The sequence below is a fragment of the Halothiobacillus sp. genome, from assembly GCF_028710545.1.
GTDB lineage: Bacteria > Pseudomonadota > Gammaproteobacteria > Halothiobacillales > Halothiobacillaceae > Halothiobacillus.
On record NZ_JAQTTX010000031.1, the window covers coordinates 1 to 23,333 of the forward strand.

The window sequence follows — 23,333 nt, forward strand, 5'->3', positions numbered from 1 at the left end:
TGGTCGGCAAATAGGTCGGTCTTAATGGCGCTGCGTCGTTTCATTGGAAGCAAAAGAGATGGTGGTCAGATGAATCGAATTTTACCGGATGCTGTGGGGAATGGATGGGGTTTTTCGAGGTGCCCAGTGATCTGTGTTCCAGGAGAAAGATGTGGCGTCCGTGCCCGGTGGTGGTGGAATCATTCTCGCCCGGATGGCAAATGGATGAGCCCAATTAGAAGTAGTGAATAGATAACAAGTCCAAACCCGTTGAGGAGTTCCCATGAAATCATCTTTGTATAAGCAACTGTCCGCTGTTGGTTTGAGTCTGGCGTTGGGGGTGTTCTCATCGACCAGTGTGGCCGCCGATGAACCACCGGCGATCAACATCAAGCGTTTGTCGATGGAGATGGCTTTGAAAGCTGCCGAGGGCGCCATTCATGAGTGTCGCGCCAAGGGTATACAGATCGGTGTGACGGTCATGGATCGCAGCGGCAACCCACAGGTCGTCTTGCGGGATGTGCTGGCACCCGATCTCACTCTGACGATCTCTCGTATGAAAGCGTATACAGCAGTTTCCTTCACTTCTGCCACTTCGGCCCTGGGTGATCGTGGCGATGGTGCCCTTGGGCGTGTGCCCGGTCTGTTCTTCGGCGCGGGTGGTGTCCCGATCGAGGCCGGTGGTCAGGTTTACGGGTCCATCGGGGTATCCGGTGCACCTTCCGGTAAAACAGATGAAGAATGCGCACGGGCTGGTGCCAAAGTAGTTGAGTCTGAGCTTGAATTGATGTAAGCCGCGACAGAATGGGGCCTGGGGATAAAAAAGATGATTTTTGGTCTTGACGACACCCCCCTTCATCTTTAATATGCCGCTCCACGTTGCAAGACGTTTTCCCTGATAGCTCAGTTGGTAGAGCAAATGACTGTTAATCATTGGGTCGCAGGTTCGAGTCCTGCTCAGGGAGCCAAGCGCCCGTAGCTCAGTTGGATAGAGTATCTGGCTACGAACCAGAGGGTCGGAGGTTCGAATCCTTCCGGGCGCACCATGTCCCCATCGTCTAGAGGCCTAGGACATCGCCCTTTCACGGCGGTAACCGGGGTTCGAATCCCCGTGGGGACGCCAATTCCTGCTTTTCGTTTCATGCCTCACGAAACGAAAGGCTATTTTCCTGTTTTTGTCCCCATCGTCTAGAGGCCTAGGACATCGCCCTTTCACGGCGGTAACCGGGGTTCGAATCCCCGTGGGGACGCCACATTATCAGAATATTTGAACACTATCTTTTCGGATGGTGTTTTCTTTGTATCGCCGTTATTGCAACAGCTCATATGAGTTGGATTCGACGCGATTTCTGCCCAGGCGCTTCGCCCGGTAGACGGCTTTATCCGCTGCGGCGATCAACTCGATCAACTGGGTTGCCTCTTCCGGGTAGTGCGCGATGCCAATACTCACGGTGACACACTCGCCTTCAATACCAGGCGGCCATTCCCGGTTCACAAATGCTTGCCGGATCTTCTCGGCCCTTTCTCTGGCTTCTGCCAGAGAGGTTCCCGGCAAGGCAACAAGGAACTCTTCTCCACCCCATCGAAAAGCCACCGCATTCTCGGGGAGGGATTTTAGAATGAGCGAACCTGCGATGCGAAGCACCTCATCACCTTCGAGATGCCCATACAGGTCATTGATTCGTTTGAAAAAGTCCAAATCAATCACCAGCAAGGACAATTCGACTCTGGTATTGGATTGCTGCTTTACTGTTTTATTGAATGTCTCGAGCAAGAGCTCCATGCCACGGCGACGATTGAAGAGTCCGGTCAACGAATCTCTTGTCGCTTCCTTTTGCAATGTAACTTCGATCGTCTTGTAATCAGTTACATCGTTGATAAAACCGACGACGCGCGCCGGTTCGCCATTGGAGAGATAGTCGGTGACGACCCCGTGATCTTCCACCCACAAGTAGAAACCATTTCTGTTGCGCAATCGGTAGGTGGCGAGAAACTGGCTCCGGCGGCCTGACAGATGTTCATCGAGTGCACTGAGAACGATGGGAAGATCATCGGGATGTACGTTGTCCTTCCAGGTGGAAAGCACGGGTTCCATCTCGTCCGGGCCATAGCCGAGAAAGCGTTTGAGATTAGGGCTGAAATAAAGGGAACCGTCCGATACACGCCAATCCCATACGCCATCGGCCAAGTCGTACAGCACAGACCAATCCTGCTCGCTCTGACTGCTGCACTGCCGTTTGGTGATATCTCGCGCCACCGATACAAACCATTCCCGCCCCTGATAGACAACTGCTTGTGTGTTGACCTCTACCGGAAGCGACGAGCCGTCTGCTCGTCTATGGTGGCCATGAAAACGATAGACACGGTTTTGTCTTATGACATCGGCGATTTCAGTCCATGCCGGTAAACCGCGCACATCCGTCTGGAGCGACAAAACGGAGTGATTCAGCACTTGTTCCCGAGTTAGATAGAGGTCCTCGTAGGCATGCCGGTTGCAATCCAGAATATTAGAAGTGATGGGATCAATGAGATATACCGCATCAGGGATGGCATCGAACAATGCGCGCTCCAGTGCGGGCGGCCCTTCAGAGTGAGCATTGATGTCAGGGCGTTCTGAAGACATGAAATGTTCCGTTTTCAAATAAAAAGACCATGAACATGTTACACCTTACATGGTGTAAGGTTGAAAGCAGAATTATTAAATGATCTTTAATGGAAGCTCTGAATAATTCCATCCTGGAATTCTTAAGAGCACGCAAAGCAAAAGATGCGACTTTTGCTTTGCTTCATTTTCAATCACATATGTGATTGAAAATGGCGGCACGTCCTTGTGCCGCGCGGAACCTCTGAATTATTCAGAGGTTCCTTATGATTGAGGCTTTTTGATGTCACGCCAGTATTCCTTTTTAAGGAAGAACATGAGTATCGTGAAGATTAGAATGAATCCCAATACATACGGGCCATAAGCCATTCGCTGCATTTTGGCCGGTTCAGACATGTACACCATGTAAGCGACAAGATCCCTGACCATGCTGTTAAATTCTTCAGGCGGCATACTTCCGGGAATGACTGGTGGCTTGAGTCCGGACAGCCGCTTTTCTGTTGAACCATCGGGCATCTTCACATCAGTGTAGACCGGTTGCTGAACGCCCTGCTCTGCTGCGAACACATCGGGCATATTGACATCAGGAAACACCGCGTTATTGACGCCCCAGCGTTTGGTCGGGTCAGCGTAGAAAGAAGTGAGATAGGTATACAGCCAATCTGAGCCTCGAACGCGAGCGATCAGCGACAGATCGGGTGGCTCGACGCCGAATACCTGAACGGCATAGTCTGCAGGCATGAAGCTCACCATTTCATCGCCCAACTTCAGCTTGGGCGGCAACAGCGCCTTGGCCTGGTCATCGGAAAGGTGAAGGTCAGAGGCAACTCGGCCATAGCGCATGTATTTTGCTGTGTGGCAGGTTGCACATTGCGCCTGGAATGTTAACGCGCCTCGATACAGGGCCGCCTTGTCGGATAGATCGACCGATACGTGCTTGAGGGGAATGGCATACCCCTCCGAGGCCTGGGCTGCGACGACCAGCGTCATGCTGGCGATGATGGTAAAGATAGCCCGAATCATTTCACGCGCTCCGGTACAGGTTTGGTCGTTTCAAATTTGCTCACCAGGAATAAGGCGACAAAGAACCCAAAATAGATGAAAGCGAAAATTCGGGAGAACAGCGTGTTCCAGTAGGTCACTGGCTGGGTGCCGAGGTACCCCAGCCCCAGAAATGCGACGAGAAACGAAAACAGGAGCACTTTAAATGCCATCGAGCGGTAGCGGATTGATTTGACCGCGTTTCTATCGAGCCAAGGCAGGAAAAACAGAATCAGGATGGCCGAACCCATAGCCACAACACCAAGGAATTTGTCCGGGATCGCCCGCAAAATCGCGTAGTGCGGGGCGAAATACCAAACCGGCGCGATATGTTCCGGGGTTTTCAGCGGGTCGGCAGGAATGAAGTTGGGCGCTTCAAGAAACTTCCCACCGCCATCCGGCCAGTAGAAAATCACGGCGGCGAACAGGAACAGGAACACGCCCAGACCGAACAGATCCTTGACCGTGTAATAAGGATGGAACGGGATGCCGTCCAGGGGTTTTCCGTGCTCATCCTTATTGGTTTTGATTTCCACGCCGTCGGGGTTATTCGATCCCACTTCATGCAACGCCATGATGTGACCACCGATCAAAAACAGCAGGACGAGTGGCAGCGCGATGACATGCAAGGCAAAGAAGCGATTGAGCGTGACATCGGAAACAACGTAATCGCCACGAATCCAGAGGGCGAGATCCGGCCCGATGTACGGAATGGAGCCAAACAGGGAGATGATGACCTGTGCACCCCAGAAAGACATCTGGCCCCAGGGAAGCAGATAGCCCATGAAGGCTTCGGCCATCAGGGTCAGCAGGATCAAAACACCGAAGATCCAGATCAGTTCGCGGGGTTTCTTGTATGAGCCGTACATCAATCCGCGGAACATGTGCAGATAAACCGCGATGAAGAAGAACGAAGCCCCGGTGGAATGCATGTAACGAATCAGCCAACCCCAGTTGACGTCGCGCATGATGTATTCAACGGAGATGAACGCTTCGGCCGCTGATGGCTTGTAGTTCATCGCGAGCCAGATGCCGGTGACGATCTGGATGGCGAAAACAGCCAGCAGGATTGAGCCGAAGTAGTACCAGAAATTGAAATTTTTGGGGACGTAGTATTTTGCGAGGTGCGCGTTCCAGAAATGGGATACGGGCAGTCGATCATCGATCCATTTGCCTAACTTTTGAATCATGCTTTCTTCTCCGCAACACCAATCCGGACGATGTCATCTGTCGCAAAAATATAGTCAGGTACGAGCAGGTTCAGCGGCGCGGGCATGCTCTTGTAGACTCGACCGGCTAGGTCGTATTTGGAGCCGTGGCATGGACAGAAAAAGCCCCCTTTCCAGTCGGGGCCTAAATCTTTCGGTGCGACTTCCGGGCGATAGGTTGGCGCGCAGCCCAGATGGGTGCAGATGCCGACGACAACGAAGATATTTTTCTTGCGCGACCGGTAGAAGTTATCCGCAAATTTCGGTTGTTGGGTGGCTACCGCACTGTCGGGATCAAGCAGTTGGCTGTCGAGCGACGGCAACGCTTCAATCATTTTGTCGGTACGGTGCACCACATAGATGGGTTGTCCGCGCCAGGCGACGGTCACCATTTGTCCTTCGGCCAGCTTGCCAATATTCACATCGACCGGCGCCCCTGCGGCTTCGGCACGCGCGCTGGGTTCGAATGAAGAGAGAAAAGGAACTGTCGCGAAGCCGGCACCGACTGCGCCAACGGCGACGGCAGACCCCGTTAAAAAACGACGCCGACCCGAATTGATAGGAACATCAGCCATTAATTACTCGCTCCAACCTTGTTTCATTTTAAAGCCAACTTTTTTCATTATTTGGGGGTTCTGCACGATCCAGAGCTTACCCGCTCTTCTATGGAAGGTTTCACCCAATCGGTGACCATAAATCCATGGCTGTTTGAGCCTATTGTTTCACCCGAGTTTCAGGCGCAAACCTTGGGAGTTTTATCGCTTGGCGTGTTGACGTCAAACAAGTGTCATTAATCGCTTTGCAGATGTGTTTATCACCTTTTATTTCAAAGGCTTACGTAACAGCATCCGGCACCTTCAAAGCCTTCCCCTTCATACTGGATTGGGGATATCGACAAAACGGACATCCAGTCCGAAATGCCCGGCCAACTTTAAACCGAGCCGACGAACCCCTTCCCGTTCAGTTGCGTGGTGACCGGCAGCGAAATAAGTGATGCCCTCCTCCCGTGCAATATGTGTCGTCCGCTCACTGATCTCACCGGAGATGAAAGCATCCAGTCCCATTTGAGCGGCTTCGACGATTCCATCCTGAGCCCCGCCCGTGCATAGACCAATCCGCTGGAGCACCTTATCCGCTGGGCCAACGATCAACGGTGTTCGGCCAAGTATCTGCTCAAGGATGTTCCCCAAATCCGGCGCTTCGATTGGCGCCGGTAATTCACCTGCCAGTGACAGTCGCATGGCTCCGAAAGGGATAACGCGTTCAAGACCCAGTTGTTCCGAGAGCGCTGCATTGTTACCAAATTCCGGCTGTGCATCCAGTGGAAGATGATAGGCAAGCAAATTAATATCCTGCTTGATCAGGCGGGCAATCCGTCGATACTTCATTCCGGTTAGTGTTGGGGGTTCGTTTTTCCAGAAGAAGCCATGGTGGACGATGATGGCATCGGCCTGCCAATCGATCGCGGCTTCGATCAATTCCGCACACGCGGTGACGCCGGTGATGACACGTTGGATCCTGGGTTTTCCCTCTACTTGCAGTCCATTCGGCGCGTAATCATTCCAGGCGGCCACGTCCAGCAACTGGTCGCAATAATCCAGCAACTCGCTGCGATCAATCATAGTCTGGTTTCTCCCTGTGCGATGTTCGCGTGGTTATTCTTTTCGGTAATGCGCCGATCTTGGTCCTGCATAAGCCATTTTCTGCGGTAGTAATGTGTCACGATGATTAGGACGAAAAACAATGTTGATGTGGCACCCAGAATCAAAAGCAGTTTCCATTCCGTAGGGTCGGTGGGTAACAGAATCAATTTACGAATCAGAACCACAAAACCGGTTTCGAGCAGCGTGACGGCGTAGTCGAAGGAGTTCTTCAAAAAAAGTGACTTCACAATCGCCAGAACAATCAGGACATACAGGCCATCGGTCAGCAATTGATTGATGATCGAAAAGGCAAGTGGGCCCTCGGCAAAGGAAAGAGCACTTAGTTTGATGGCAAAGCTGATCACACAGATGGCCGTGTAGATGATCATCAGCAAAACAAACGCTTGGCGCAGCGTCGTCAGCGCGACATTGAGCCAGTGATCCAGTTTTGACTGAATCATCTGTAACCGGTTTTTTTCAGTGTGTGGACGATTCAAGATATTTCCCTTCAGATGGTTTTTTCGATTCGCCAGGATGCCTCGCCCGATTCGGGAGAAAAATGCTGATCGACGGCCCAGCCGACCAGACAAGCCAGCCGGTGCTCAATTTCGACAACCGGGATTGAAGACCTGACCCAAGGCGGACATGCGTGTTCCTGAAACCAGTTTTTCAGGCTGCGCGAATGGGCGCTGCCCTGCGGTTGAATACGATCTTTAGGGCGTCGTGTGCGTATCAGCCATTCCGTGTCCAACCATCGCTCACCGATGGCAAGCGGATCGGTTGCTTGCGTCCGCACCAAGTGGATGCTTTTACCGGGTGAATACTCAATCGAATGCGTTTTGTCTGCCCATAGTAACGCTTCAGGAGCCGGTGAGTCTGGACGTGTGCGCCACCAGAGTTCATCGCGATACCGGCTGATCAACCAGTCACCCCAGGCAAGTTCAGGATGCTGGCCAGATTCCGCCGTTTTAAGTTGCCTTATAAATTCGATCAATCGGGCCTTCGGGGGCATCAACGCACCGTGACGCTTGATCCAGGTGCGCAGAATATTGGCTTGCCGGGAAGGTGCCAGAGCGATCAAAGGCTTGAGTGGCAAACGCTCCAGGCTTTCGAGATTGCCATCAATGGCCGCAAGTGATTCAAGCAAAGCGAGATCATCACCGGATTGGAGCGCTGCCTCGCCTAAGCCAAGCAAGCCTTGTGGCCAGCGCGACTGAATTCGTGGCAGGATTTCAGCACGTAGAAAATTGCGATCGTAAGACAAGTCTTGATTACTGGGATCATCCACCGGAATCAGGGGCAGCGAAGCCGCAAGCTGTCGTAATTCACTCCGTGGTGTTTGCAAAAAAGGGCGCCAATGCCAACCCGGACCGAACCGGGTCAAGGCGGGCATGGCAGATAACCCAGCCGCACCACTGCCGCGTAGTGCAGCCAGCAGGAATGTTTCAACCTGATCCTCAAGATGATGCGCAGTCACCAGAACGGGGGCATCCTCGGGCTGGTAACGGCGGTGCAACCATGATCGCAGCGCTTCGTAGCGTGCAAAGCGGGCGCGCGATTCCAGTGAATGCTGTCCATGGATTCCTCGAGTCGGCACTTCAATTTGCATGCAGTGCGATTGAATTGAGAAAAAGCGGGCTTGCTGACACGCCCTTGCACTCCATTCGGCCGAATCGGGATGGAGTTGATGGTCGATACTGACGACGGCGATCTCATCGATCACACCCTGTTGATACTGGTTGTGCAACCACACCAAAGCGCCAAGGGAATCGGCACCACCGGAACTGGCCAGAACCACCTTCAAAGGTATGGGGAGCAGGTTTGGTAGCGAAGCATCAGGCATGTTTGATCGTTTCACGACGATACGTCGAAAACGGTATTCAGCGATCGATAAACTGGCCGTAACTCATCAGGCGATCGTAGCGGCGGTGCAGTAATTTATTGATCGGCTGGTTCGAATGCTTGATCAGCGCGCGTTTGAGTGACGCTTTGAGTGTTTGGGTCATCTGGTCGATATCACGGTGCGCACCGCCACATGGCTCACTGATGACCTCGTCGATTAAGCCCAGCTCCAGAAGCCGTGGCGCGGTGATACCCAGCGCCTCGGCCGCTTCGGGCGCTTTGTCGGCACTCTTGTAGAGAATGGAAGCGCAGCCTTCGGGTGAAATAACCGAATAGGTGCTGTATTGCAGCTGCATCACGTGATCACCGATGCCGATCGCCAGCGCACCGCCGGAGCCGCCCTCGCCAATAATGGTGACGATGATCGGTGTTTTCAGGTCTGCCATCACATACAGATTACGGGCGATGGCTTCACTCTGCCCCCGCTCCTCCGCCTCGATCCCCGGATAGGCACCCGGTGTATCGATGAAGGTCAGAACAGGTAGTTTGAATTTTTCGGCCAGCTCCATCAGACGCTTGGCTTTGCGGTAGCCTTCCGGGCGTGGCATGCCGAAATTGCGGCGGATTTTTTCTTTGGTGTCGCGCCCCTTTTGTTGACCAATCACCATGACCGGGATGCCATCAAGCCGTGCCATGCCACCGACAATCGCGGCGTCATCAGCAAAAGCGCGGTCACCATGGAGTTCGGTGAAGTCGGTCAGCATGTGTTTGATGTAGTCGAGGGTATAGGGGCGCTGGGGATGGCGAGCGATCTGATTGATTTGCCATGCGGTCAGATTGCCGAAAATCGACCGCGTCAATTCCATGCTTTTGGCTTCGAGCCGCGCAATTTCCTCGTTGATATTCAGCCCTGCTTCATTATCCATGAGTCGTAACTCACGAATCTTGGCATCCAGTTCGGCGATGGGCTGTTCAAAGTCCAGGTAATTCGGGTTCATTATTCAGTCTTTCCAGATAAACGCTTTGAGCGAGATTGTAGCGCAATGCGGCCTACTCTATGACCACGGGTTGATTATCAAGCAGCCGAATGGCACCCAGCCGGGCCGCCGCCAGCAATATGCCACTTTCGGCCGTGCGGAGTGGGTCCAGCGTGTCGGGGTGGCAAAGTGCAAGGTAATCGAGTTTGAAGCCGGCAGAGGTTAATCGAGTGCGGGCAGTTTCCAGCACGCTGTCAAGCGGCTTTCCCAGACGAAGTTGGTGGGCGATATCGACCAGTGTGGCATGAAGCAGGGGCGCTGTGCGACGCTGATCTTCTTCCAGGAATCGATTACGCGAGCTCAACGCCAGTCCGTCCTCTGCGCGGGCCGTCGGTACGCCAACGATTTCTATCGGCATATTCAGATCGCGCACCATGCGACGCACGATTTGCAGCTGCTGATAATCCTTTTCGCCGAATACGGCAACCTGTGGTTGGACCAGATGAAACAGCTTGGTCACAATCGTAGCCATGCCGGTGAAATGGCCGGGGCGGGCAGCGCCCTCCCAATGCGCGGCGAGTTCACCCGGGTCGATACGAATGGTGAACGCATCCGATTTCGGTGTCAGGTCGGCCTCTTTAGGCAGAAAAACCGCATCGACGTTAAGCCGGGTCAATTGCGCAATATCATCAGATTCTGTACGAGGATACCTGGCTAGGTCATTGATATCATTGAACTGCATCGGGTTGACGAATATGGAAACCAGTACGGATGGTTGATCCGCCCGACTTTGTGCTGCCTTTACCAGGTCAAGATGCCCGTTATGCAGATTTCCCATGGTGGGCACGAAGGCGACATTCCTGCCCGCTTTGGCCTGTGCCTGACGCCAGTTCGATAATTGATTCAGATCGCGGATGATTTCCAATTAAACGAACCCTTCATGTTCCGCGGGAAAACTCCGGCTGCGTACAGCAACTGCGTAGGCTTGCAATGCGTGAAGAATCGCTCCCCTGCCCCGAAGAAAATCACGCACGAAACGCGCCGGGTGAGGATTCATTCCAAGCAGGTCGTTCATGACAAGCACCTGGCCATCGACATCGACACCCGCACCGATGCCAATGACGGGCACATCGATCGATTTGGCGATACGCGCACCCAAGGTATTGGGCACACATTCAACCAGAACCATGGACGCACCGGCGTGGGTCAGAACTTCGGCATCACGCATGACGGCAGAGGCATCATCAATATCCCGACCGCGCACCCGGTACCCGCCGAGTTGTCGCACTTTCTGCGGCAGCAACCCGACATGCGCGCAGACGGCGATACCGGCATCCGTCATGGCTTGCACCAGATCCGCCTTGGCTGCCGTGGCTTCAATTTTTACGATATCCGCTCCGCCTTCCTGAATCAGTCGCCCCGCATTACGGAGCACCGTGGGTATATCGGTATCCGAGAGGAAGGGCAAATCCGCCATAACCAGACCCGTAGGCGCTCCACGGCGCACCATCTGCGTGTGATAGATCATGTCGTCCATCGTCACGCTGAGGGTATCGCGTTGGCCTTGCACGACCATGCCGAGCGAATCGCCTACAAGAAGGATGTCGATTTCGGCCTCCGTGGCCAAGCGGGCAAAACCGGCGTCATACGCGGTCACCATTGCGATCGGTGTTTGATCGTGTTTGGCCTTCTGCAGGGTGGCCAGCGTTTTTGGCTTAACACGCTGCGGACTCGTGCGGGTTTCGCCGGGGGATGTCTGACTGCTCATGGATTCAATGCCTTTTCTGTGAAATCGTTGGGGGAGCAACGATATGCAATGGGTGCTCGGGCGCAGATAAAAGCAGCTCTGCAATTAGACGGCCATCCGGCAACCGGGCATCCGGCGCAATTTCATGCCAAGGTGCCAGAACGAAGCGCCGTTCGGCAATCCCGGGATGCGGGATGGTCAATACAGGCGTGTTCAGGACCCTATCGCCGTACGTCAGAATATCCAGATCCAGCACGCGCGCCCCCCATACACGCGTGGAAAGCCGTCCGGCAGACTGTTCCAGCCCTTTGAGCGCTTCGAGCAATGCGCCCGGCGTCAGGCAGGTTGCAATCAGGGCGACGGCGTTGACGTAATCCGGCTGATCCTGCGGCCCCATCGGTGGATTTGCATACATGTGTGATGTGCGCAGAACTTGGGTGCCCGGCAACCCATCGAGTGCGGAAACTGCCTGTGCGAGTTGTTTGACCGGCTGATCAAGATTGCTGCCCAAGGCAATGAACGCATGGACATTATCTGATTCATGATCGGGCGGACGGGGCGTGTCTGTGGCCTGGCACATCGATGGGTGGCTTTAGCTTGCTAGTTAGTCGTGGATGGGTTCTTGGGCTGGCGCGGGGGACGTCGGCGACGCGGGCGGCGTTGCGGATCACCATGCCGGGCAAAATCTTCGGGCAGGTGAGTAGGCACGGTTTCTCCGGAATCCTTGTCACGTTCAGGTGCGTATTGGCGCCAGAATTGACAGATATCGGGTGAGACCTCGCCTATTTCACTGCGCAGACAGAGAAAGTCGAGCGCCGCACGGAACCAGGCATGGGCCAGCAGGTGTTTTTGCTGATCTTTGAGTTCCGTCATTGCCAGGCCCATCGGCATGCCTTGGGCAGCTTGTTCGAGTGAGGGCTGGAGCGCCCAGATCACGCGCATCAAATCGGTCAGTCGACGTGGAATGGCGACCTGCTTGACCGTTGACTCGATGACTTCGTCCATTGCCAGGGCAAAAGCCACCTCGGAATCGACGCGTTGATGCAGCCAATGTTCACGTCTGCGACTCAAATCTGCCCACAACAATCCGGCAAACAGGAATGCGGGGTTAACGGGCAACTGATGGCCGACGCGTTCATCCGTGCCGACGAGCACACGCTCGATCAATCTAGAGATACGGTCATAGTCGCGATTGAGCAGATCATCGAGCCCAGGAAATAGGTAACCCAGCAGATCAAGCTCGCGCAGTTTGAGGAAGGCGGCCCAGGCATATCCACCCTGGAAAATCTTGATGCTTTCATCGAACAAACGGGCCGGCGCGATTGATTTGAGCAGGTCGCGGCATTCTTGAATGGCAGAAACGGAATCTTCAGTCAGGGTGAAATCGAGCTTGGCCATGAAACGCGCTGCCCGAAGCATGCGTACCGGGTCTTCCTGATAGCGCGTTACGGGGTTGCCGATGATGCGTAGATGACCGGTTTCGATATCCTGCCAGCCCTGCACATAGTCAACGATCTCGGCATTGGCGAAGTTGTAATACAACGCATTGCAGGCAAAATCTCGACGCCAGACATCTTCATCAATGCTGCCAAAAACGTTATCACGAAGAATCCGGCCCTCTTGGGAACGGCTGACACTCTCTTCATCGCCGCCGCGGAATGTCGTCACCTCGATCATGTCGTGACCGAAGATGACGTGTACGATCCGAAAGCGGCGGCCGATAATTCGTGCGTGGCGGAATAGCGATTTGACCTGCTCGGGTTTCGCATCCGTGACGACATCGAAATCCTTAGGCCGCAGGCCCCGGAGCAAATCGCGCACACAACCGCCCACCAGATAGGCGGCATAGCCTTGATCATGCAAGCGCTGCAATACGTTCAGGGCTTGATCGCTGATCTGTGAAGTCACAAGCCCGTGCGTGTCTGGTGAAATCCGGGTAGGTTCTGGTTTGTCAGGAAACAAGGTGTTGATTTCTCAATAAAAGCAAAATGAGTTTTATCGTGTGCTAAAAATGATGTCGGGGATAATGATACAAAAAAGATGGCAGAGTCTAACATCCGGGCGTCAAGTCGCGACATAGTCTGGCAAAAATCATTTAAATATGACCATGTGTTCCTGGCATTCGGCAAGCTGTGATAAATTTCACGGCATGTTTGATTTTGAATATTTATCCGCTCCCGGTTTTTTCGTGTCGGCGCTAATGACGGAAAAACAGGAGGTCGCCAGAAAGATTGCCATAAAAAACGCCACAAAAAGCTCAAGGGAGAGCAAACCCACTTCATGAGTTTATTGAACCCCATCGTTCTTATTGTTCTTCTCCCCTTTCTGAGCGCCCCATTCGTTGCCTGGTTTGGTGGCAAGAGTCGCCGTGCAGCAGCCTGGGCGGCAGCGGCGGTTACGTTATTGTGCCTGGCTTTGCTGGGAGGCGTGATCGCCCAACTCATCGCCCGGGGGCGTTTGGCTGATGCGCATGTCATCGGTTTTCACTGGATGCCGTCCATCGGGCTCGATTTTGCTTTCAGAATGGATGGGTTGAGTCTGCTGTTCACCGGCCTGATTCTGATCATTGGCCTGCTCGTTATCGTCTATGCGCGTTATTACCTCGCTTCACAGGATAGCGCCGCCCGGTTTTTTGCCAGTTTGATGCTGTTCATGGGCGCCATGCTCGGCATAGTGCTTTCCGAGAACATGATTCAGATGGTCGTGTTCTGGGAGCTCACCTCGCTTTCCTCCTTCCTTCTGATCAGCTTTTGGCAGCATCGCAAGGAAGCACGTTATGGCGCGCGCATGGCGTTGGCTGTCACCGGGTTCGGTGGTCTGGCCCTGCTTGGCGGCGTGCTTCTGCTCGGGCATGTCGCCGGAAGTTATAACATTAGTGTGATTCTCGAAGCCGGGGATGAAATCCGGCAAAGCCCGTTGTATCTGCCGATTCTGCTGCTGATTCTGCTGGGGGCTTTCACCAAGTCGGCCCAGTTCCCTTTCCACTTCTGGCTGCCCAATGCCATGGCTGCGCCCACGCCGGTTTCTGCCTATCTGCATTCGGCCACGATGGTCAAGGCCGGTCTGTTTCTGCTGGCTCGTCTGTTCCCCGTACTTTCCGGTACAAATGAGTGGCTGTTGCTGGTCGGCGGTGCCGGACTAATCACGTTCCTGCTCGGTGCCTACACCGCGCTGTTCAAGCACGATCTCAAAGGATTGCTGGCCTACTCCACACTGAGTCATCTGGGTTTGATCACGCTTCTGTTCGGTTTCGGCACGCCCATGGCGGCGGTGGCTGCGATTTTCCATCTGATCAATCACGCCACGTTCAAGGCATCCCTGTTCATGGTCGCGGGCATCGTTGACCATGAAACCGGCACCCGCGACATGCGCCGTCTGGGTGGACTGGCGCGCAAGATGCCACATACGGCGGCACTGGCTATTGTGGCGGCTTCAGCCATGGCGGGCGTGCCCTTGCTCAATGGCTTTTTGAGCAAGGAGATGTTTTTCAGCGAAGCAGTCGATGTGGCGCATGAGTTCGGCTCGAACTGGGCTTTGCCGCTGCTGGTTACCTTGGGGGGCGTGATGTCGGTCGCCTACTCCATCCGCTTTATTCACGATACGTTTTTCGGCACCCCCTCGCCTGATCTGCCCACTGAAATTCACGAACCACATCGCGGTATGCGCATCCCGATCGATGTTTTGGTTTTCGTGTGCCTTGCCGTCGGGCTCTTCCCCGCCCTGCTCGTGGGCGGATTGCTGACTCTGGCTGCCGGTGCGGTGCTCAATGGCCCGCCACCTCATTTCAGCCTCGCGCTCTGGCATGGTTTCAATGCGCCGCTGATGATGAGCAGCATCGCTCTGGCAGGTGGTTTGCTGGTGTACCTGTCGCGCCATCCGCTGACACGTTGGCATGAAAATAGCGTTGGACGCTTGAGCGCGCGCGCCGTTTACGATCGGCTCATGGCGTTAATGCAGATCGCCGCAGAGGCCGTAACGCATCGTTTCGACCAGGGGCGCATGCAGCCGATGGTTCTGTGGACGACCGGCGTCGCGCTGATTGCCGGCCTGATCGGGTTCTTGAGTTATCAGGCACCACTTTTCGGCAACGATTCGCTGGCGGCGCCTTTTGATGCACTGACGGCAACCGGCATGATCATCATGATGGGTACGGCTGTGTGGGTGGTTAATCAACACCGTCAACGATTGTTTGCACTGTTGTTGATGAGTGTGCTCGGCTTGGGGGTCTCCCTGCTTTTCATTCGTTTTTCAGCGCCTGATCTGGCATTAACGCAACTTTCGGTTGAAGTCATTACGGTCATTTTGATGCTGTTGGCGCTGCGTTATCTGCCGCAACAAACCCTTTCGGAGCGGGATCCGAAAGATCGTCCGCGAATCCGCCGTGATGCTGTCATCGCTGTACTGAGCGGCGTGGGCATCGCCTTATTTACCTATGCCGTGATGTCGCGTGACTACGATACGATCGCCGGTTATTTTCTGGCAAACAGCCTCACGGAAGGCGGTGGCCATAACGTCGTCAATGTGATTCTCGTCGATTTCCGTGGGTACGATACCTTCGGTGAGATCAGCGTGCTGGCGCTGGCCGCACTGGGCGTTTATGCGCTGTTGCAGGGGATGCGACTACCGCCTGCCGTGTCATCTCCCATTGCCAGTGGTCGGATCGCGCATGCCCAATTGTTGCAAACGGTAACGCGTCTGCTCTTGCCGATGACATTGATGTTCGGCATCTACATTCTGCTTCGTGGGCATAACGCGCCGGGTGGTGGATTTATCGCAGGGTTGATCATCGCCAGCGCACTGATGACCCAATATCTCGCTCAGGGCATCGATTCAAGCGAACGCGCCCTGAAAGTGCCCACACACGGTGCGATTGCCCTGGGTTTGTTTCTCGCGTTGGCAACAGGGTTGGGGTCGATTGTGCTCGGATATCCGTTCCTGACTTCGGCATTCACGCACCTGCATTTACCCGTTGTGGGTGATGTTGAAGTGGCTTCTGCCATGCTGTTCGATCTCGGTGTGTTCTTTGTCGTCATGGGTGCCAGCGTGCTCATGCTGACTCAAATGGCCAAACTCACACGAGTCGAAACTACTGTGCACACTTCCGGGCAGGTGGCCAAATGATGTCGATCCTTTTTGCCAGCCTGATCGGTTTTTTGACCGCAGCGGGCGTATTTCTCTCATTAAGAGCGCAAACATTTCCTGTTGTCCTGGGTTTAACCCTGCTCTCCTACGCAGTCAATCTCTTTTTGTTCGGCATGGGGCGGCTTAAAACAGACGCCGCCGCCGTATTGGGCAATAGCGCGAGTTATACCGATCCATTGCCGCAAGCCCTGGTGCTGACGGCCATCGTCATTGCCTTTGCCATGACGGCTTTTGTCATTGTATTGGCGCTCAAGACCCGCGCGGAACTGGGGAATGATCATGTCGATGGCGAGGACGACGCGTCAGCAAACGAACAGGGTGGTCCTTCGGCATGACCCCTAACGTGAACCTTGCATCCCATTCGTTTGATCAAATACTGGCTCTGCTGGTGTTTCTTCCCGTCCTGAGTGCCATTGCACTGATCGCCCTGCACCGTGCCGGTTGGCGCCTGAAGCGTCTGATCAGTGCAGTCAGCGTCGGTATTCTGCTGCTGGCGACGATCTATCTTATCGTAAGCGGTGCAGGCAACACGCCACAGGTTTATCCCATGGGTGATTGGCCTGCGCCGTTCGGCATCGTGTGGGTGTACGACCGGCTTTCCGGGCTCATGCTGCTCCTGACGGCGATTCTCGGTGTCGTCAGTCTCACTTACGCCATCGCCACGAATGAGGACCATCGCGGTGCTCACTTCCATGCGCTGTTTCAGGCGCAATTATTCGGTCTGAACGGCGCATTCCTCACCGGGGATGTATTCAACCTGTTCGTGTTCTTCGAAGTGCTCTTGCTGGCCTCCTACGGACTGATGCTGCATGGTGGCGGCGCGGCGCGAAGCAAGGCAGGGTTGCATTACATGGTTATCAATCTGGTGGGCTCGACCTTGTTCCTGTTTGCTGTCGGGGCTTTGTATGGCGTTCTGGGCACGCTGAATCTTGCCGATCTGGCCGTTAGAATCGGTCAGGCACCCAGTAGCCTGTACGGGGTCATCGCAGCTGCCAGTCTGATGCTGTTCGTGGTGTTTGCCATCAAGGCCGCAGCTTTTCCGCTGTATTTATGGCTGCCCGGCACTTATGCGGAAACATCGGCACCTGTCGCCGCCTTGTTTGCCATCATGACCAAGGTCGGGGTGTACGCGATGCTTCGTGTTCACGGCACGTTATTTGATGCAGACACCGCACCGGCCAGTCTGGTACATCTCATCGGCCCCTGGGAGCTATGGTTGGGGATCGTGACACTCATCATGGCAACACTGGGCGTATTGGCGGCCATGAATCTCCGCCGCCAAATCGCTTACCTGATTCTGGCTTCCGTAGGCACGCTGCTGATTGCCTTGGGCGTGAACACCACCGAATCCATTGAGGCCGCGCTTTATTACTGGATACATACCACGCTGCTTTCCGCAGGATTCTTCCTGCTGGCCGACATTATCCGGCGGAGCCGTGGTGATGATGGGTGGCGCGTCCTTCCAGCGATGCCACGTGCCACATTGATCGGCGGATTGTTTTTAACCTACGCCATGGGTATGGCAGGTTTGCCGCCCCTGACCGGCTTTTTCGGTAAGACAATGATCCTGCATTCGGTTTTAGATTCTCCCCTGATGGGGGCGATATTTGCGGTGGTTCTGATCACCAGTGTCATGCTGGTGATCGCGCTCGCGCGCAGTGGCAGCACGCTGTTCTACCGTGTGGATCAACAGGAGCAAGCTATTGCGGCCGAAAAGGTGACCGCTACTGCATTGACAGCGGTATTCACCCCACTGATTATCGCGGCCGCGATGGTACTGTTCGCGCTTCCTCTGACGAACTGGCTCCATGGCACCAGTAGTCAAATCAAGGATACATCGGTATATATTCGTCACGCGCTCAATCCGGCCGTATCAAGGCTGCACACGCATGAACCGCACGAGCCGCCAACCAAATCGACACGATCGGATCATTAAGCATGAAACAGGTGTTACCCCATCCCCTATTGAGTTTGATTTTGCTGGGTTTATGGCTTTTGCTGAACAACAGCCTGTCCACCGGGCATATTCTGCTGGGTTTACTTCTTGGTATTGCGATTCCGCTTTGGATTCGTCGAGCCCTCATCATTCACTTGCCCATTCGCAAGCCATTCGCTTTGCTGGCTTATGTCGCCTTGGTGCTCAGGGATATCGTGGTGGCCAATTTCGTGGTGGCCAAACAGGTATTGGGGCCGAACAAAGCACTACAACCTCATTTTCTGGATATTCCGCTCACCGTATCGCACCCCACTGCGATCAGCCTGTTTGCCGGTACCATTACGCTCACGCCCGGTACCGTCTCCTGTGAACTGAGTCAGGATGGCAGATCATTGCGGGTACATGCGTTGCACACGCTCGATCCTGCCGCCGAGATAGCGGGCATGAAGGAAAGGTACGAACGAAGACTGATCAAGATCTTTGGTGAAAAGAGCACTTCGACCGGGCAGGAGCGCTCATGATCACGGTAGCAATTCAGATCGGTCTGGTTCTCGTCGGTTTGGCATGCGTGTTGAGCATCTATCGTCTGTGGCGTGGCCCCACCCTGCCGGATCGGATTCTTGCCCTGGATACACTGACGATCAATGTCATCGCGCTGATCGTGCTGTTCGGCTTATGGATCGGTAACACCATCAACTTCGAAGCGGCTCTATTGATGGCCGTTCTGGGGTTTATCAGCACCGTCGCCTTGAGCAAATATGTACTGCGTGGCCAAATTATCGAAGCGCATATCGACGATAATCAAGCCGGGAAATCAGGAGATTGAACATGCTATCCGAGTTTACGCCTTGGCTTGTTTCCGGGCTTATTTCCGGCCTCATCCTGCTTGGCAGTGTTTTTGTGCTGTTGGGTTCGGTCGGCATGGTCAAGTTTCCTGACTTCTTCATGCGTCTTCACGCGCCGACCAAAGCGTCAACATTAGGGGTCACGGCGATTCTGGTTGCCTCGATGACCTTTTTTACAATCAAACATCAAAGCCCTTCGTTGCATGAATTATTGATCGTGGTATTTCTTTGGCTGACAGCACCGATCAGTGCCCTGATGATGGCTTCTGCCGGTCGACGTGTGCATAAAAAAAAGGTGGACGCAGACTGAGTCCGTGTCCACCGCCGTAGCGCTGCTTTGCAGATGCTTACAGTCTGAACTGATTGATCTTCGCTTGCAGCCCTTCGGCGAGTCGCGCCAGCTCTTCGGAAGCAATCCGAGTCTGGCCCGCACCCTCGGCGGATTGCTCGCTGATCGAAGAAATCTTCTGAACGTTCCGGTTCATCTCTTCTGTCACCGCACTTTGTTCTTCTGCGGCACTGGCAATCTGGAAGTTCAAATCATTAATGGTTTGCACCGATTGCGTGATGGCCTGCAGTGAATGCTCGGTTTCATTCATGGCTCCGATACTGGCTTCCACCTGAACTTTGCCTTGGTGCATTGCCGAGACCGCCGCCTCTGAGCCCGTTTGCAAGCGTTCGATCATCTGACGAATTTCTTCAGTAGAACCTTGTGTACGAGAGGCCAGAGAGCGCACTTCTTCTGCCACAACGGCAAACCCACGACCGTGCTCTCCGGCTCGAGCCGCTTCGATGGCGGCATTCAAGGCAAGCAAATTGGTCTGCTCGGCAATCGCGCGGATGACTTCCAGCACCTTGCCAATATCCTTCGATTCGCCTTCAAGCGCGGTAATGGCGTCGGCCACGTGATCAACGTTCTCAGCCAGTTCATTGATGATCGTCACCGACCGTTTCACCACAGCCTGGCCACTGGTGGCTGCATCGTTGGCTTTGCTTGCCGCAGCCGAGGCATCGGCGGCATTGCGGGCGATATCATGGACGGTGGCACTCATCTCGTTCATGGCCGCAGCCACCATTTCGGTTTCCTGTTGTTGCTGGCGAACGCCTTGATCTGTTTGTGCCGAAACAGCCGAGGTTTCTTCGGCAGCCGCAGCCAGTTGGACGGAAGCCGCACCGATTGATTTCAAGGTTTCCCGCAGATTTTCCCGTGCCTTGTCCAGATGGCGCAGAATCATGCCCAGTTCATCATTCGAACTGATGTTTATGGGCGTATCCAATTCACCTTTGGATAATGAAATAGCCATCTGATCAGCCGCACGAAGCCCTTTGGCGAGCTCTTGAACCACCCATAATGCAATGCCGATGACCAACAGCAGGGCGACTGCCATTAAACCGCCATAAATCCAGTTATCCCGATCAACGGCACTGCGCATACGTACATTTTCGTTTCGTAAATTCTTTCTAAGAAGTTCTTGGTAATCCGATGACGCCTTCGTGAATTCGGCCAGCTTGGGCATGAGCTGAGTAATTAAAGCGGCTCGAGCTGCTTCGAAATCACCCGATTTCAACATGGCGATTAAAGGCATAAGCTCATCTTCAACTAATTGAGTTTGTGTGGAAATCATGCGCAATCGAAGTTGATTGGTTTCTTCTGACCGATGTTGCACAGCGGATAAATCAGTATTGTTTGCTTTGAGTGTTGTCAGATCTTGCTCGATAAGATTGAAATGCCGGTCGATAGAATGGTCAAGATGTAGCGAGGAAATAGATGACTTCGGGTCATGCTGCAAGGCCAACTGAATTTGAATTATGATCCGGTTGATCTGTCGAATGGAACTGGCTGATTTGATAGCCGGCTCAATACGTGAGAGGTAATTTTTTTCTGCACGATCCTGCGCTTGATTCTCGTTGTACATCCCGTAAAAACCAAGGACTAAGAGGGAAACGATTGACAACACAGACAGGAGGATCAACTTGGCTTTAATGGTCATGGCTGTTTCCTTGAACAAACAAAATCTTGGAAGAATCGGTTGCAAAAAAGCATTGGTGCTTTTAAGTACGTAAGCGCTTATCGGCCGTCGCGGCGGAAACTTAAGCTACTTATCAGGATGCTGAAAAAACTCATCCATGAGTTTTCCAGCCATACTAAGTCCGGTACACGCCCGGACTTAGTATGCGAAAATCAATCACTTACGTGATCTATTTTCGTGCGGGACATCCATGTCCCGTCTTAACAGGCTGCTGAAATAAATATTTCAGCAGCCTGTTATGGCTGATTGACAAGTCATTTGCCCTACAAACTATCGGGTCATAAAAAAACCAGACACTTTGTCTGGTTTTAGACTTCCAAGGAATCTGATTTATCAGAAATCCCAAGCGGCACAGTACCGTGCCTTACTCGATCAAGCTGAATGTTTAGCCTTCAGACTTGGAGCGGAAGGCATCATGGCATTTTTTGCAGGTTCCGGCTGTGTCCTTGAATTTGGGGCCAATTTGAGACATATCACCCGTTTTTGCGGCGGAGACCAAAGCGGCGGATGCTTTCTGGAATGCAACCACATCTTTGTTGAACTCTTCAGGCTTGCTCCAGACTTCGTCCTTGGCGTGCGTCGGGGCGGCCATGCTGTCCGAACCCTTGGGGAAGCCGTCTTGAGTCAGCATGCTCATGGTATGAACCGTTGATGCCATCTTTTCGAAATCCGCCTTGTTATAAGGCATTTCCTTCTTGACCATGGCGGCCATCATCTTGAAGTTATAGCCGGTCACGCCCATCATGGCTTGACGATACTTGATCGCATCGGTCATGGCGTCGGCAGAAGCAAAACTCCCAACGGCAACTGATAAACCCAACGCTGCCGCCACTGCAAATTTAACTAAACGCATCGTTCTTCACCTCTTGAGTGTTCAATAAGAGTTCTGATAGGTATCCGAGCCCGAGATTCATCACTCGTGCTCCATAAAAATATAGTGAAATGCTATAGATTGCAAAATTAGTCATGCAAACTATTTCACCGGTTTGAAACACCCGCGCCCAATCACATTACATATTAAGCGCAAAGAAAACAGCCGATCGGCTAAACTCCGGGCTTTGATTGCATGAAATGAGGCTTTGGATGATTCGGAACTTCGTGGATAAAACCCCGGTTGTGGCATCAGACGCCTGGATTGACAACTCGGCCGTCGTGATTGGAGACGTACATCTGGCAACCGGCGTATCCATCTGGCCCACAGCTGTTCTTCGTGGTGATGTGAACAGCATCCGAATTGGTGCGCGCAGTAATTTGCAGGATGGTGTCATCGTTCACGTCAACCAGCCCAGCGCCAAAAGGCCGAATGGTTCCCCCTGTCTGGTGGGTGAAGATGTGACGGTCGGTCATCGCGCCACCTTGCACGCCTGCAGCATCGGCAATCAGGTACTGGTCGGCATGGGGGTGATCGTCCTGGACGACGCAATCGTCGAAGATCAGGTCATAATCGGCGCGGGCAGCGTTGTGGCACCCGGCAAGACGTTGGAAAGTGGTTTTCTTTATCTCGGCGCACCGGCACGGAAGGTTCGCCCGCTTACCGATGAAGAGATGGCATATTTCGTTCAGTCAGCACGTTTCTACCATGAATTGGCGCAACAGCATGCGCAGCACAGTTCGCCTTGCTGAACCCAACCAGATCCGCCGGGTGAGATGATGAAAACAAGCACTGCCTACGAGGATTACCTCAAAGCCATCTTCAAATTGGCCGAGCAACGCAGCGATTCGGCAGCAAGCACTTCGGCCATTGCCGAGCGGTTGAACATCGCGCAGGCATCGGTCACCGCCATGCTCAAGCGTTTGAATCATGACGGGTTGATCGAATATGAACGCTACCAGGGGGCGCGTCTGACATCTGCCGGCGCGGCAATCGCCATCGATATGATCCGCCGTCATCGCGTGATTGAAGCCTTTCTGGTGCGTGATCTCGATGTACCGCTGGCTGATGTGGATGCCGAAGCTGAAATTTTGGAACATGCCTTTTCCAGCGCACTGATCGACCGCTTATGGGCGCATCTGGGTGAACCTGAATTCGATCCGCATGGCGCACCCATTCCCGCTCCGGCTCAAGCACCGATTGAACGGCGCGATCTCATCGCTCTTTCAGAGCTTGTTCCCGGTGACCAGGCGACGATTGTGCGTCTGGCGGCTCAAAACGCGGGACAGTTACGCATGCTGACGCAGCTTGGGCTGGTTCCGGGCCAGGTCATCAAGCGTAGCGCCCCGCCCCTCGGCGCCAGTGACGTTTATCTGCAAATAGATAAGCAATCACGCGCTTTGAATCCGGCGCTCGCCGATGCCATATGGGTGCTGTGCCCGGGAAAATCCGGCACTGAATAGGATCTAC

Annotated in this window: 23 protein-coding genes and 4 tRNA genes; 13 read left to right on the plus strand and 14 right to left on the minus strand. The window is 53.9% G+C overall.

Going from position 1 to position 23,333, the window contains the following annotated elements; all coding sequences use genetic code 11:
• The first annotated feature begins 262 nt into the window (after nucleotides 1-262).
• From PHD44_RS07650 to PHD44_RS07670, 5 genes are all read left to right on the plus strand, one after another.
• Nucleotides 263-772 carry a heme-binding protein gene (locus tag PHD44_RS07650; RefSeq protein ID WP_300189937.1) on the plus strand — a complete coding sequence of 170 codons (510 nt, stop codon included), beginning with the start codon at nucleotides 263-265 and terminating at the stop codon, nucleotides 770-772.
• A gap of 99 nt (nucleotides 773-871) precedes the next feature.
• Nucleotides 872-947 (plus strand) — tRNA-Asn (locus PHD44_RS07655).
• 1 nt (nucleotide 948) lies between these two features.
• Nucleotides 949-1,025, plus strand: a tRNA-Arg gene (locus tag PHD44_RS07660).
• A 1-nt stretch (nucleotide 1,026) separates the two neighbouring features.
• Nucleotides 1,027-1,102 (plus strand) — tRNA-Glu (locus PHD44_RS07665).
• Between the two features lie 54 nt (nucleotides 1,103-1,156).
• A tRNA-Glu gene (locus PHD44_RS07670) sits at nucleotides 1,157-1,232 on the plus strand.
• Between the two features lie 56 nt (nucleotides 1,233-1,288).
• On the opposite strand, the gene PHD44_RS07675 is transcribed toward PHD44_RS07670, so the two are convergent.
• The 12 genes from PHD44_RS07675 to pcnB form a co-directional block, all read right to left on the minus strand.
• Complete coding sequence (locus PHD44_RS07675; RefSeq protein WP_300189940.1) at nucleotides 1,289-2,602, minus strand: diguanylate cyclase; 1,314 nt, start codon at nucleotides 2,600-2,602, stop codon at nucleotides 1,289-1,291.
• A gap of 243 nt (nucleotides 2,603-2,845) precedes the next feature.
• Complete coding sequence (locus PHD44_RS07680) at nucleotides 2,846-3,604, minus strand: cytochrome c1 (protein WP_300189943.1); 759 nt, start codon at nucleotides 3,602-3,604, stop codon at nucleotides 2,846-2,848.
• Complete coding sequence (locus tag PHD44_RS07685; protein WP_300189946.1) at nucleotides 3,601-4,812, minus strand: cytochrome bc complex cytochrome b subunit; 1,212 nt, start codon at nucleotides 4,810-4,812, stop codon at nucleotides 3,601-3,603. The genes PHD44_RS07680 and PHD44_RS07685 overlap by 4 nt, the downstream gene beginning before the upstream one ends.
• Entirely contained in the window at nucleotides 4,809-5,405 is a 597-nt protein-coding gene (gene petA, locus PHD44_RS07690; protein WP_300189949.1) for a ubiquinol-cytochrome c reductase iron-sulfur subunit, read from the minus strand. Before petA ends, PHD44_RS07685 begins: the two co-directional genes overlap by 4 nt.
• 297 nt (nucleotides 5,406-5,702) lie before the next feature.
• On the minus strand, nucleotides 5,703-6,452 hold the full coding sequence (locus PHD44_RS07695) for a Nif3-like dinuclear metal center hexameric protein (RefSeq protein WP_300189952.1): 750 nt from the start codon (nucleotides 6,450-6,452) through the stop codon (nucleotides 5,703-5,705).
• Nucleotides 6,449-6,970 carry a phosphate-starvation-inducible PsiE family protein gene (locus PHD44_RS07700; protein WP_300189955.1) on the minus strand — a complete coding sequence of 174 codons (522 nt, stop codon included), beginning with the start codon at nucleotides 6,968-6,970 and terminating at the stop codon, nucleotides 6,449-6,451. The genes PHD44_RS07695 and PHD44_RS07700 overlap by 4 nt, the downstream gene beginning before the upstream one ends.
• A gap of 11 nt (nucleotides 6,971-6,981) precedes the next feature.
• A complete protein-coding gene (gene tilS / locus PHD44_RS07705) occupies nucleotides 6,982-8,316 on the minus strand; it encodes a tRNA lysidine(34) synthetase TilS (protein ID WP_300189957.1) in 1,335 nt (444 codons plus the stop codon).
• A gap of 37 nt (nucleotides 8,317-8,353) precedes the next feature.
• On the minus strand, nucleotides 8,354-9,313 hold the full coding sequence (locus PHD44_RS07710) for an acetyl-CoA carboxylase carboxyltransferase subunit alpha (protein WP_298219519.1): 960 nt from the start codon (nucleotides 9,311-9,313) through the stop codon (nucleotides 8,354-8,356).
• A gap of 52 nt (nucleotides 9,314-9,365) precedes the next feature.
• Nucleotides 9,366-10,217 (minus strand): pantoate--beta-alanine ligase, encoded by an 852-nt coding sequence (gene panC, locus PHD44_RS07715; RefSeq protein WP_300189961.1) that lies wholly within the window; start codon nucleotides 10,215-10,217, stop codon nucleotides 9,366-9,368.
• On the minus strand, nucleotides 10,218-11,060 hold the full coding sequence (gene panB / locus PHD44_RS07720; RefSeq protein ID WP_300189964.1) for a 3-methyl-2-oxobutanoate hydroxymethyltransferase: 843 nt from the start codon (nucleotides 11,058-11,060) through the stop codon (nucleotides 10,218-10,220).
• A gap of 4 nt (nucleotides 11,061-11,064) precedes the next feature.
• Nucleotides 11,065-11,619 (minus strand): 2-amino-4-hydroxy-6-hydroxymethyldihydropteridine diphosphokinase, encoded by a 555-nt coding sequence (gene folK / locus PHD44_RS07725; protein WP_300189966.1) that lies wholly within the window; start codon nucleotides 11,617-11,619, stop codon nucleotides 11,065-11,067.
• Between the two features lie 20 nt (nucleotides 11,620-11,639).
• Nucleotides 11,640-13,001, minus strand: coding sequence for a polynucleotide adenylyltransferase PcnB (gene pcnB / locus PHD44_RS07730; protein WP_300189970.1), 1,362 nt, complete (start codon nucleotides 12,999-13,001; stop codon nucleotides 11,640-11,642).
• Between the two features lie 318 nt (nucleotides 13,002-13,319).
• Here pcnB and PHD44_RS07735 point away from each other — a divergent pair, with 318 nt between their 5' ends.
• The 6 genes from PHD44_RS07735 to PHD44_RS07760 are packed head-to-tail and all read left to right on the plus strand — an operon-like array spanning nucleotide 13,320 to nucleotide 19,272.
• Nucleotides 13,320-16,160: a monovalent cation/H+ antiporter subunit A gene (locus tag PHD44_RS07735; protein WP_300189973.1), complete on the plus strand. Its 2,841-nt coding sequence runs from the start codon at nucleotides 13,320-13,322 to the stop codon at nucleotides 16,158-16,160.
• A complete protein-coding gene (locus PHD44_RS07740; RefSeq protein ID WP_298219528.1) occupies nucleotides 16,160-16,516 on the plus strand; it encodes a Na+/H+ antiporter subunit C in 357 nt (118 codons plus the stop codon). The genes PHD44_RS07735 and PHD44_RS07740 overlap by 1 nt, the downstream gene beginning before the upstream one ends.
• An 8-nt stretch (nucleotides 16,517-16,524) precedes the next feature.
• Entirely contained in the window at nucleotides 16,525-18,117 is a 1,593-nt protein-coding gene (locus PHD44_RS07745; protein ID WP_300189977.1) for a monovalent cation/H+ antiporter subunit D, read from the plus strand.
• A 2-nt stretch (nucleotides 18,118-18,119) separates the two neighbouring features.
• Nucleotides 18,120-18,638 carry a Na+/H+ antiporter subunit E gene (locus tag PHD44_RS07750; RefSeq protein WP_300189980.1) on the plus strand — a complete coding sequence of 173 codons (519 nt, stop codon included), beginning with the start codon at nucleotides 18,120-18,122 and terminating at the stop codon, nucleotides 18,636-18,638.
• Complete coding sequence (locus PHD44_RS07755) at nucleotides 18,635-18,943, plus strand: K+/H+ antiporter subunit F (RefSeq protein ID WP_300189983.1); 309 nt, start codon at nucleotides 18,635-18,637, stop codon at nucleotides 18,941-18,943. Before PHD44_RS07750 ends, PHD44_RS07755 begins: the two co-directional genes overlap by 4 nt.
• Nucleotides 18,944-18,945: 2 nt before the next feature.
• Nucleotides 18,946-19,272: a Na+/H+ antiporter subunit G gene (locus PHD44_RS07760; protein WP_300189986.1), complete on the plus strand. Its 327-nt coding sequence runs from the start codon at nucleotides 18,946-18,948 to the stop codon at nucleotides 19,270-19,272.
• A 37-nt stretch (nucleotides 19,273-19,309) separates the two neighbouring features.
• Here PHD44_RS07760 and PHD44_RS07765 read toward each other — a convergent pair whose 3' ends face one another.
• Both PHD44_RS07765 and PHD44_RS07770 read right to left on the minus strand, forming a co-directional pair.
• Nucleotides 19,310-20,953: a methyl-accepting chemotaxis protein gene (locus PHD44_RS07765; RefSeq protein WP_300189988.1), complete on the minus strand. Its 1,644-nt coding sequence runs from the start codon at nucleotides 20,951-20,953 to the stop codon at nucleotides 19,310-19,312.
• Between the two features lie 424 nt (nucleotides 20,954-21,377).
• Nucleotides 21,378-21,845, minus strand: coding sequence for a cytochrome c (locus PHD44_RS07770; RefSeq protein WP_300189990.1), 468 nt, complete (start codon nucleotides 21,843-21,845; stop codon nucleotides 21,378-21,380).
• Between the two features lie 230 nt (nucleotides 21,846-22,075).
• On the opposite strand from PHD44_RS07770, the gene PHD44_RS07775 reads away from it, so the two are divergent.
• Both PHD44_RS07775 and PHD44_RS07780 read left to right on the plus strand, forming a co-directional pair.
• Entirely contained in the window at nucleotides 22,076-22,615 is a 540-nt protein-coding gene (locus PHD44_RS07775; protein WP_300189992.1) for a gamma carbonic anhydrase family protein, read from the plus strand.
• Between the two features lie 27 nt (nucleotides 22,616-22,642).
• The gene (locus PHD44_RS07780) at nucleotides 22,643-23,326 is read left to right on the plus strand and encodes a metal-dependent transcriptional regulator (protein ID WP_300189995.1); all 684 of its coding nucleotides are present in this window, start codon (nucleotides 22,643-22,645) and stop codon (nucleotides 23,324-23,326) included.
• The last annotated feature ends 7 nt before the right edge of the window (nucleotides 23,327-23,333 follow it).

Coding starts and splice junctions, on each gene's coding strand:
- PHD44_RS07695 (WP_300189952.1), bottom strand. CDS start 6,452: ATGATTGATCGCAGCGAGTTGCTGGATTATTGCGACCAGTTGCTGGAC.
- PHD44_RS07760 (WP_300189986.1), top strand. CDS start 18,946: ATGCTATCCGAGTTTACGCCTTGGCTTGTTTCCGGGCTTATTTCCGGC.
- PHD44_RS07650 (WP_300189937.1), top strand. CDS start 263: ATGAAATCATCTTTGTATAAGCAACTGTCCGCTGTTGGTTTGAGTCTG.
- PHD44_RS07680 (WP_300189943.1), bottom strand. CDS start 3,604: ATGATTCGGGCTATCTTTACCATCATCGCCAGCATGACGCTGGTCGTC.
- panB (WP_300189964.1), bottom strand. CDS start 11,060: ATGAGCAGTCAGACATCCCCCGGCGAAACCCGCACGAGTCCGCAGCGT.
- folK (WP_300189966.1), bottom strand. CDS start 11,619: ATGTGCCAGGCCACAGACACGCCCCGTCCGCCCGATCATGAATCAGAT.
- PHD44_RS07770 (WP_300189990.1), bottom strand. CDS start 21,845: ATGCGTTTAGTTAAATTTGCAGTGGCGGCAGCGTTGGGTTTATCAGTT.
- PHD44_RS07765 (WP_300189988.1), bottom strand. CDS start 20,953: ATGACCATTAAAGCCAAGTTGATCCTCCTGTCTGTGTTGTCAATCGTT.
- PHD44_RS07780 (WP_300189995.1), top strand. CDS start 22,643: ATGAAAACAAGCACTGCCTACGAGGATTACCTCAAAGCCATCTTCAAA.
- petA (WP_300189949.1), bottom strand. CDS start 5,405: ATGGCTGATGTTCCTATCAATTCGGGTCGGCGTCGTTTTTTAACGGGG.
- PHD44_RS07775 (WP_300189992.1), top strand. CDS start 22,076: ATGATTCGGAACTTCGTGGATAAAACCCCGGTTGTGGCATCAGACGCC.
- PHD44_RS07685 (WP_300189946.1), bottom strand. CDS start 4,812: ATGATTCAAAAGTTAGGCAAATGGATCGATGATCGACTGCCCGTATCC.
- PHD44_RS07750 (WP_300189980.1), top strand. CDS start 18,120: ATGAAACAGGTGTTACCCCATCCCCTATTGAGTTTGATTTTGCTGGGT.
- PHD44_RS07710 (WP_298219519.1), bottom strand. CDS start 9,313: ATGAACCCGAATTACCTGGACTTTGAACAGCCCATCGCCGAACTGGAT.
- PHD44_RS07740 (WP_298219528.1), top strand. CDS start 16,160: ATGTCGATCCTTTTTGCCAGCCTGATCGGTTTTTTGACCGCAGCGGGC.
- tilS (WP_300189957.1), bottom strand. CDS start 8,316: ATGCCTGATGCTTCGCTACCAAACCTGCTCCCCATACCTTTGAAGGTG.
- PHD44_RS07755 (WP_300189983.1), top strand. CDS start 18,635: ATGATCACGGTAGCAATTCAGATCGGTCTGGTTCTCGTCGGTTTGGCA.
- PHD44_RS07735 (WP_300189973.1), top strand. CDS start 13,320: ATGAGTTTATTGAACCCCATCGTTCTTATTGTTCTTCTCCCCTTTCTG.
- PHD44_RS07675 (WP_300189940.1), bottom strand. CDS start 2,602: ATGTCTTCAGAACGCCCTGACATCAATGCTCACTCTGAAGGGCCGCCC.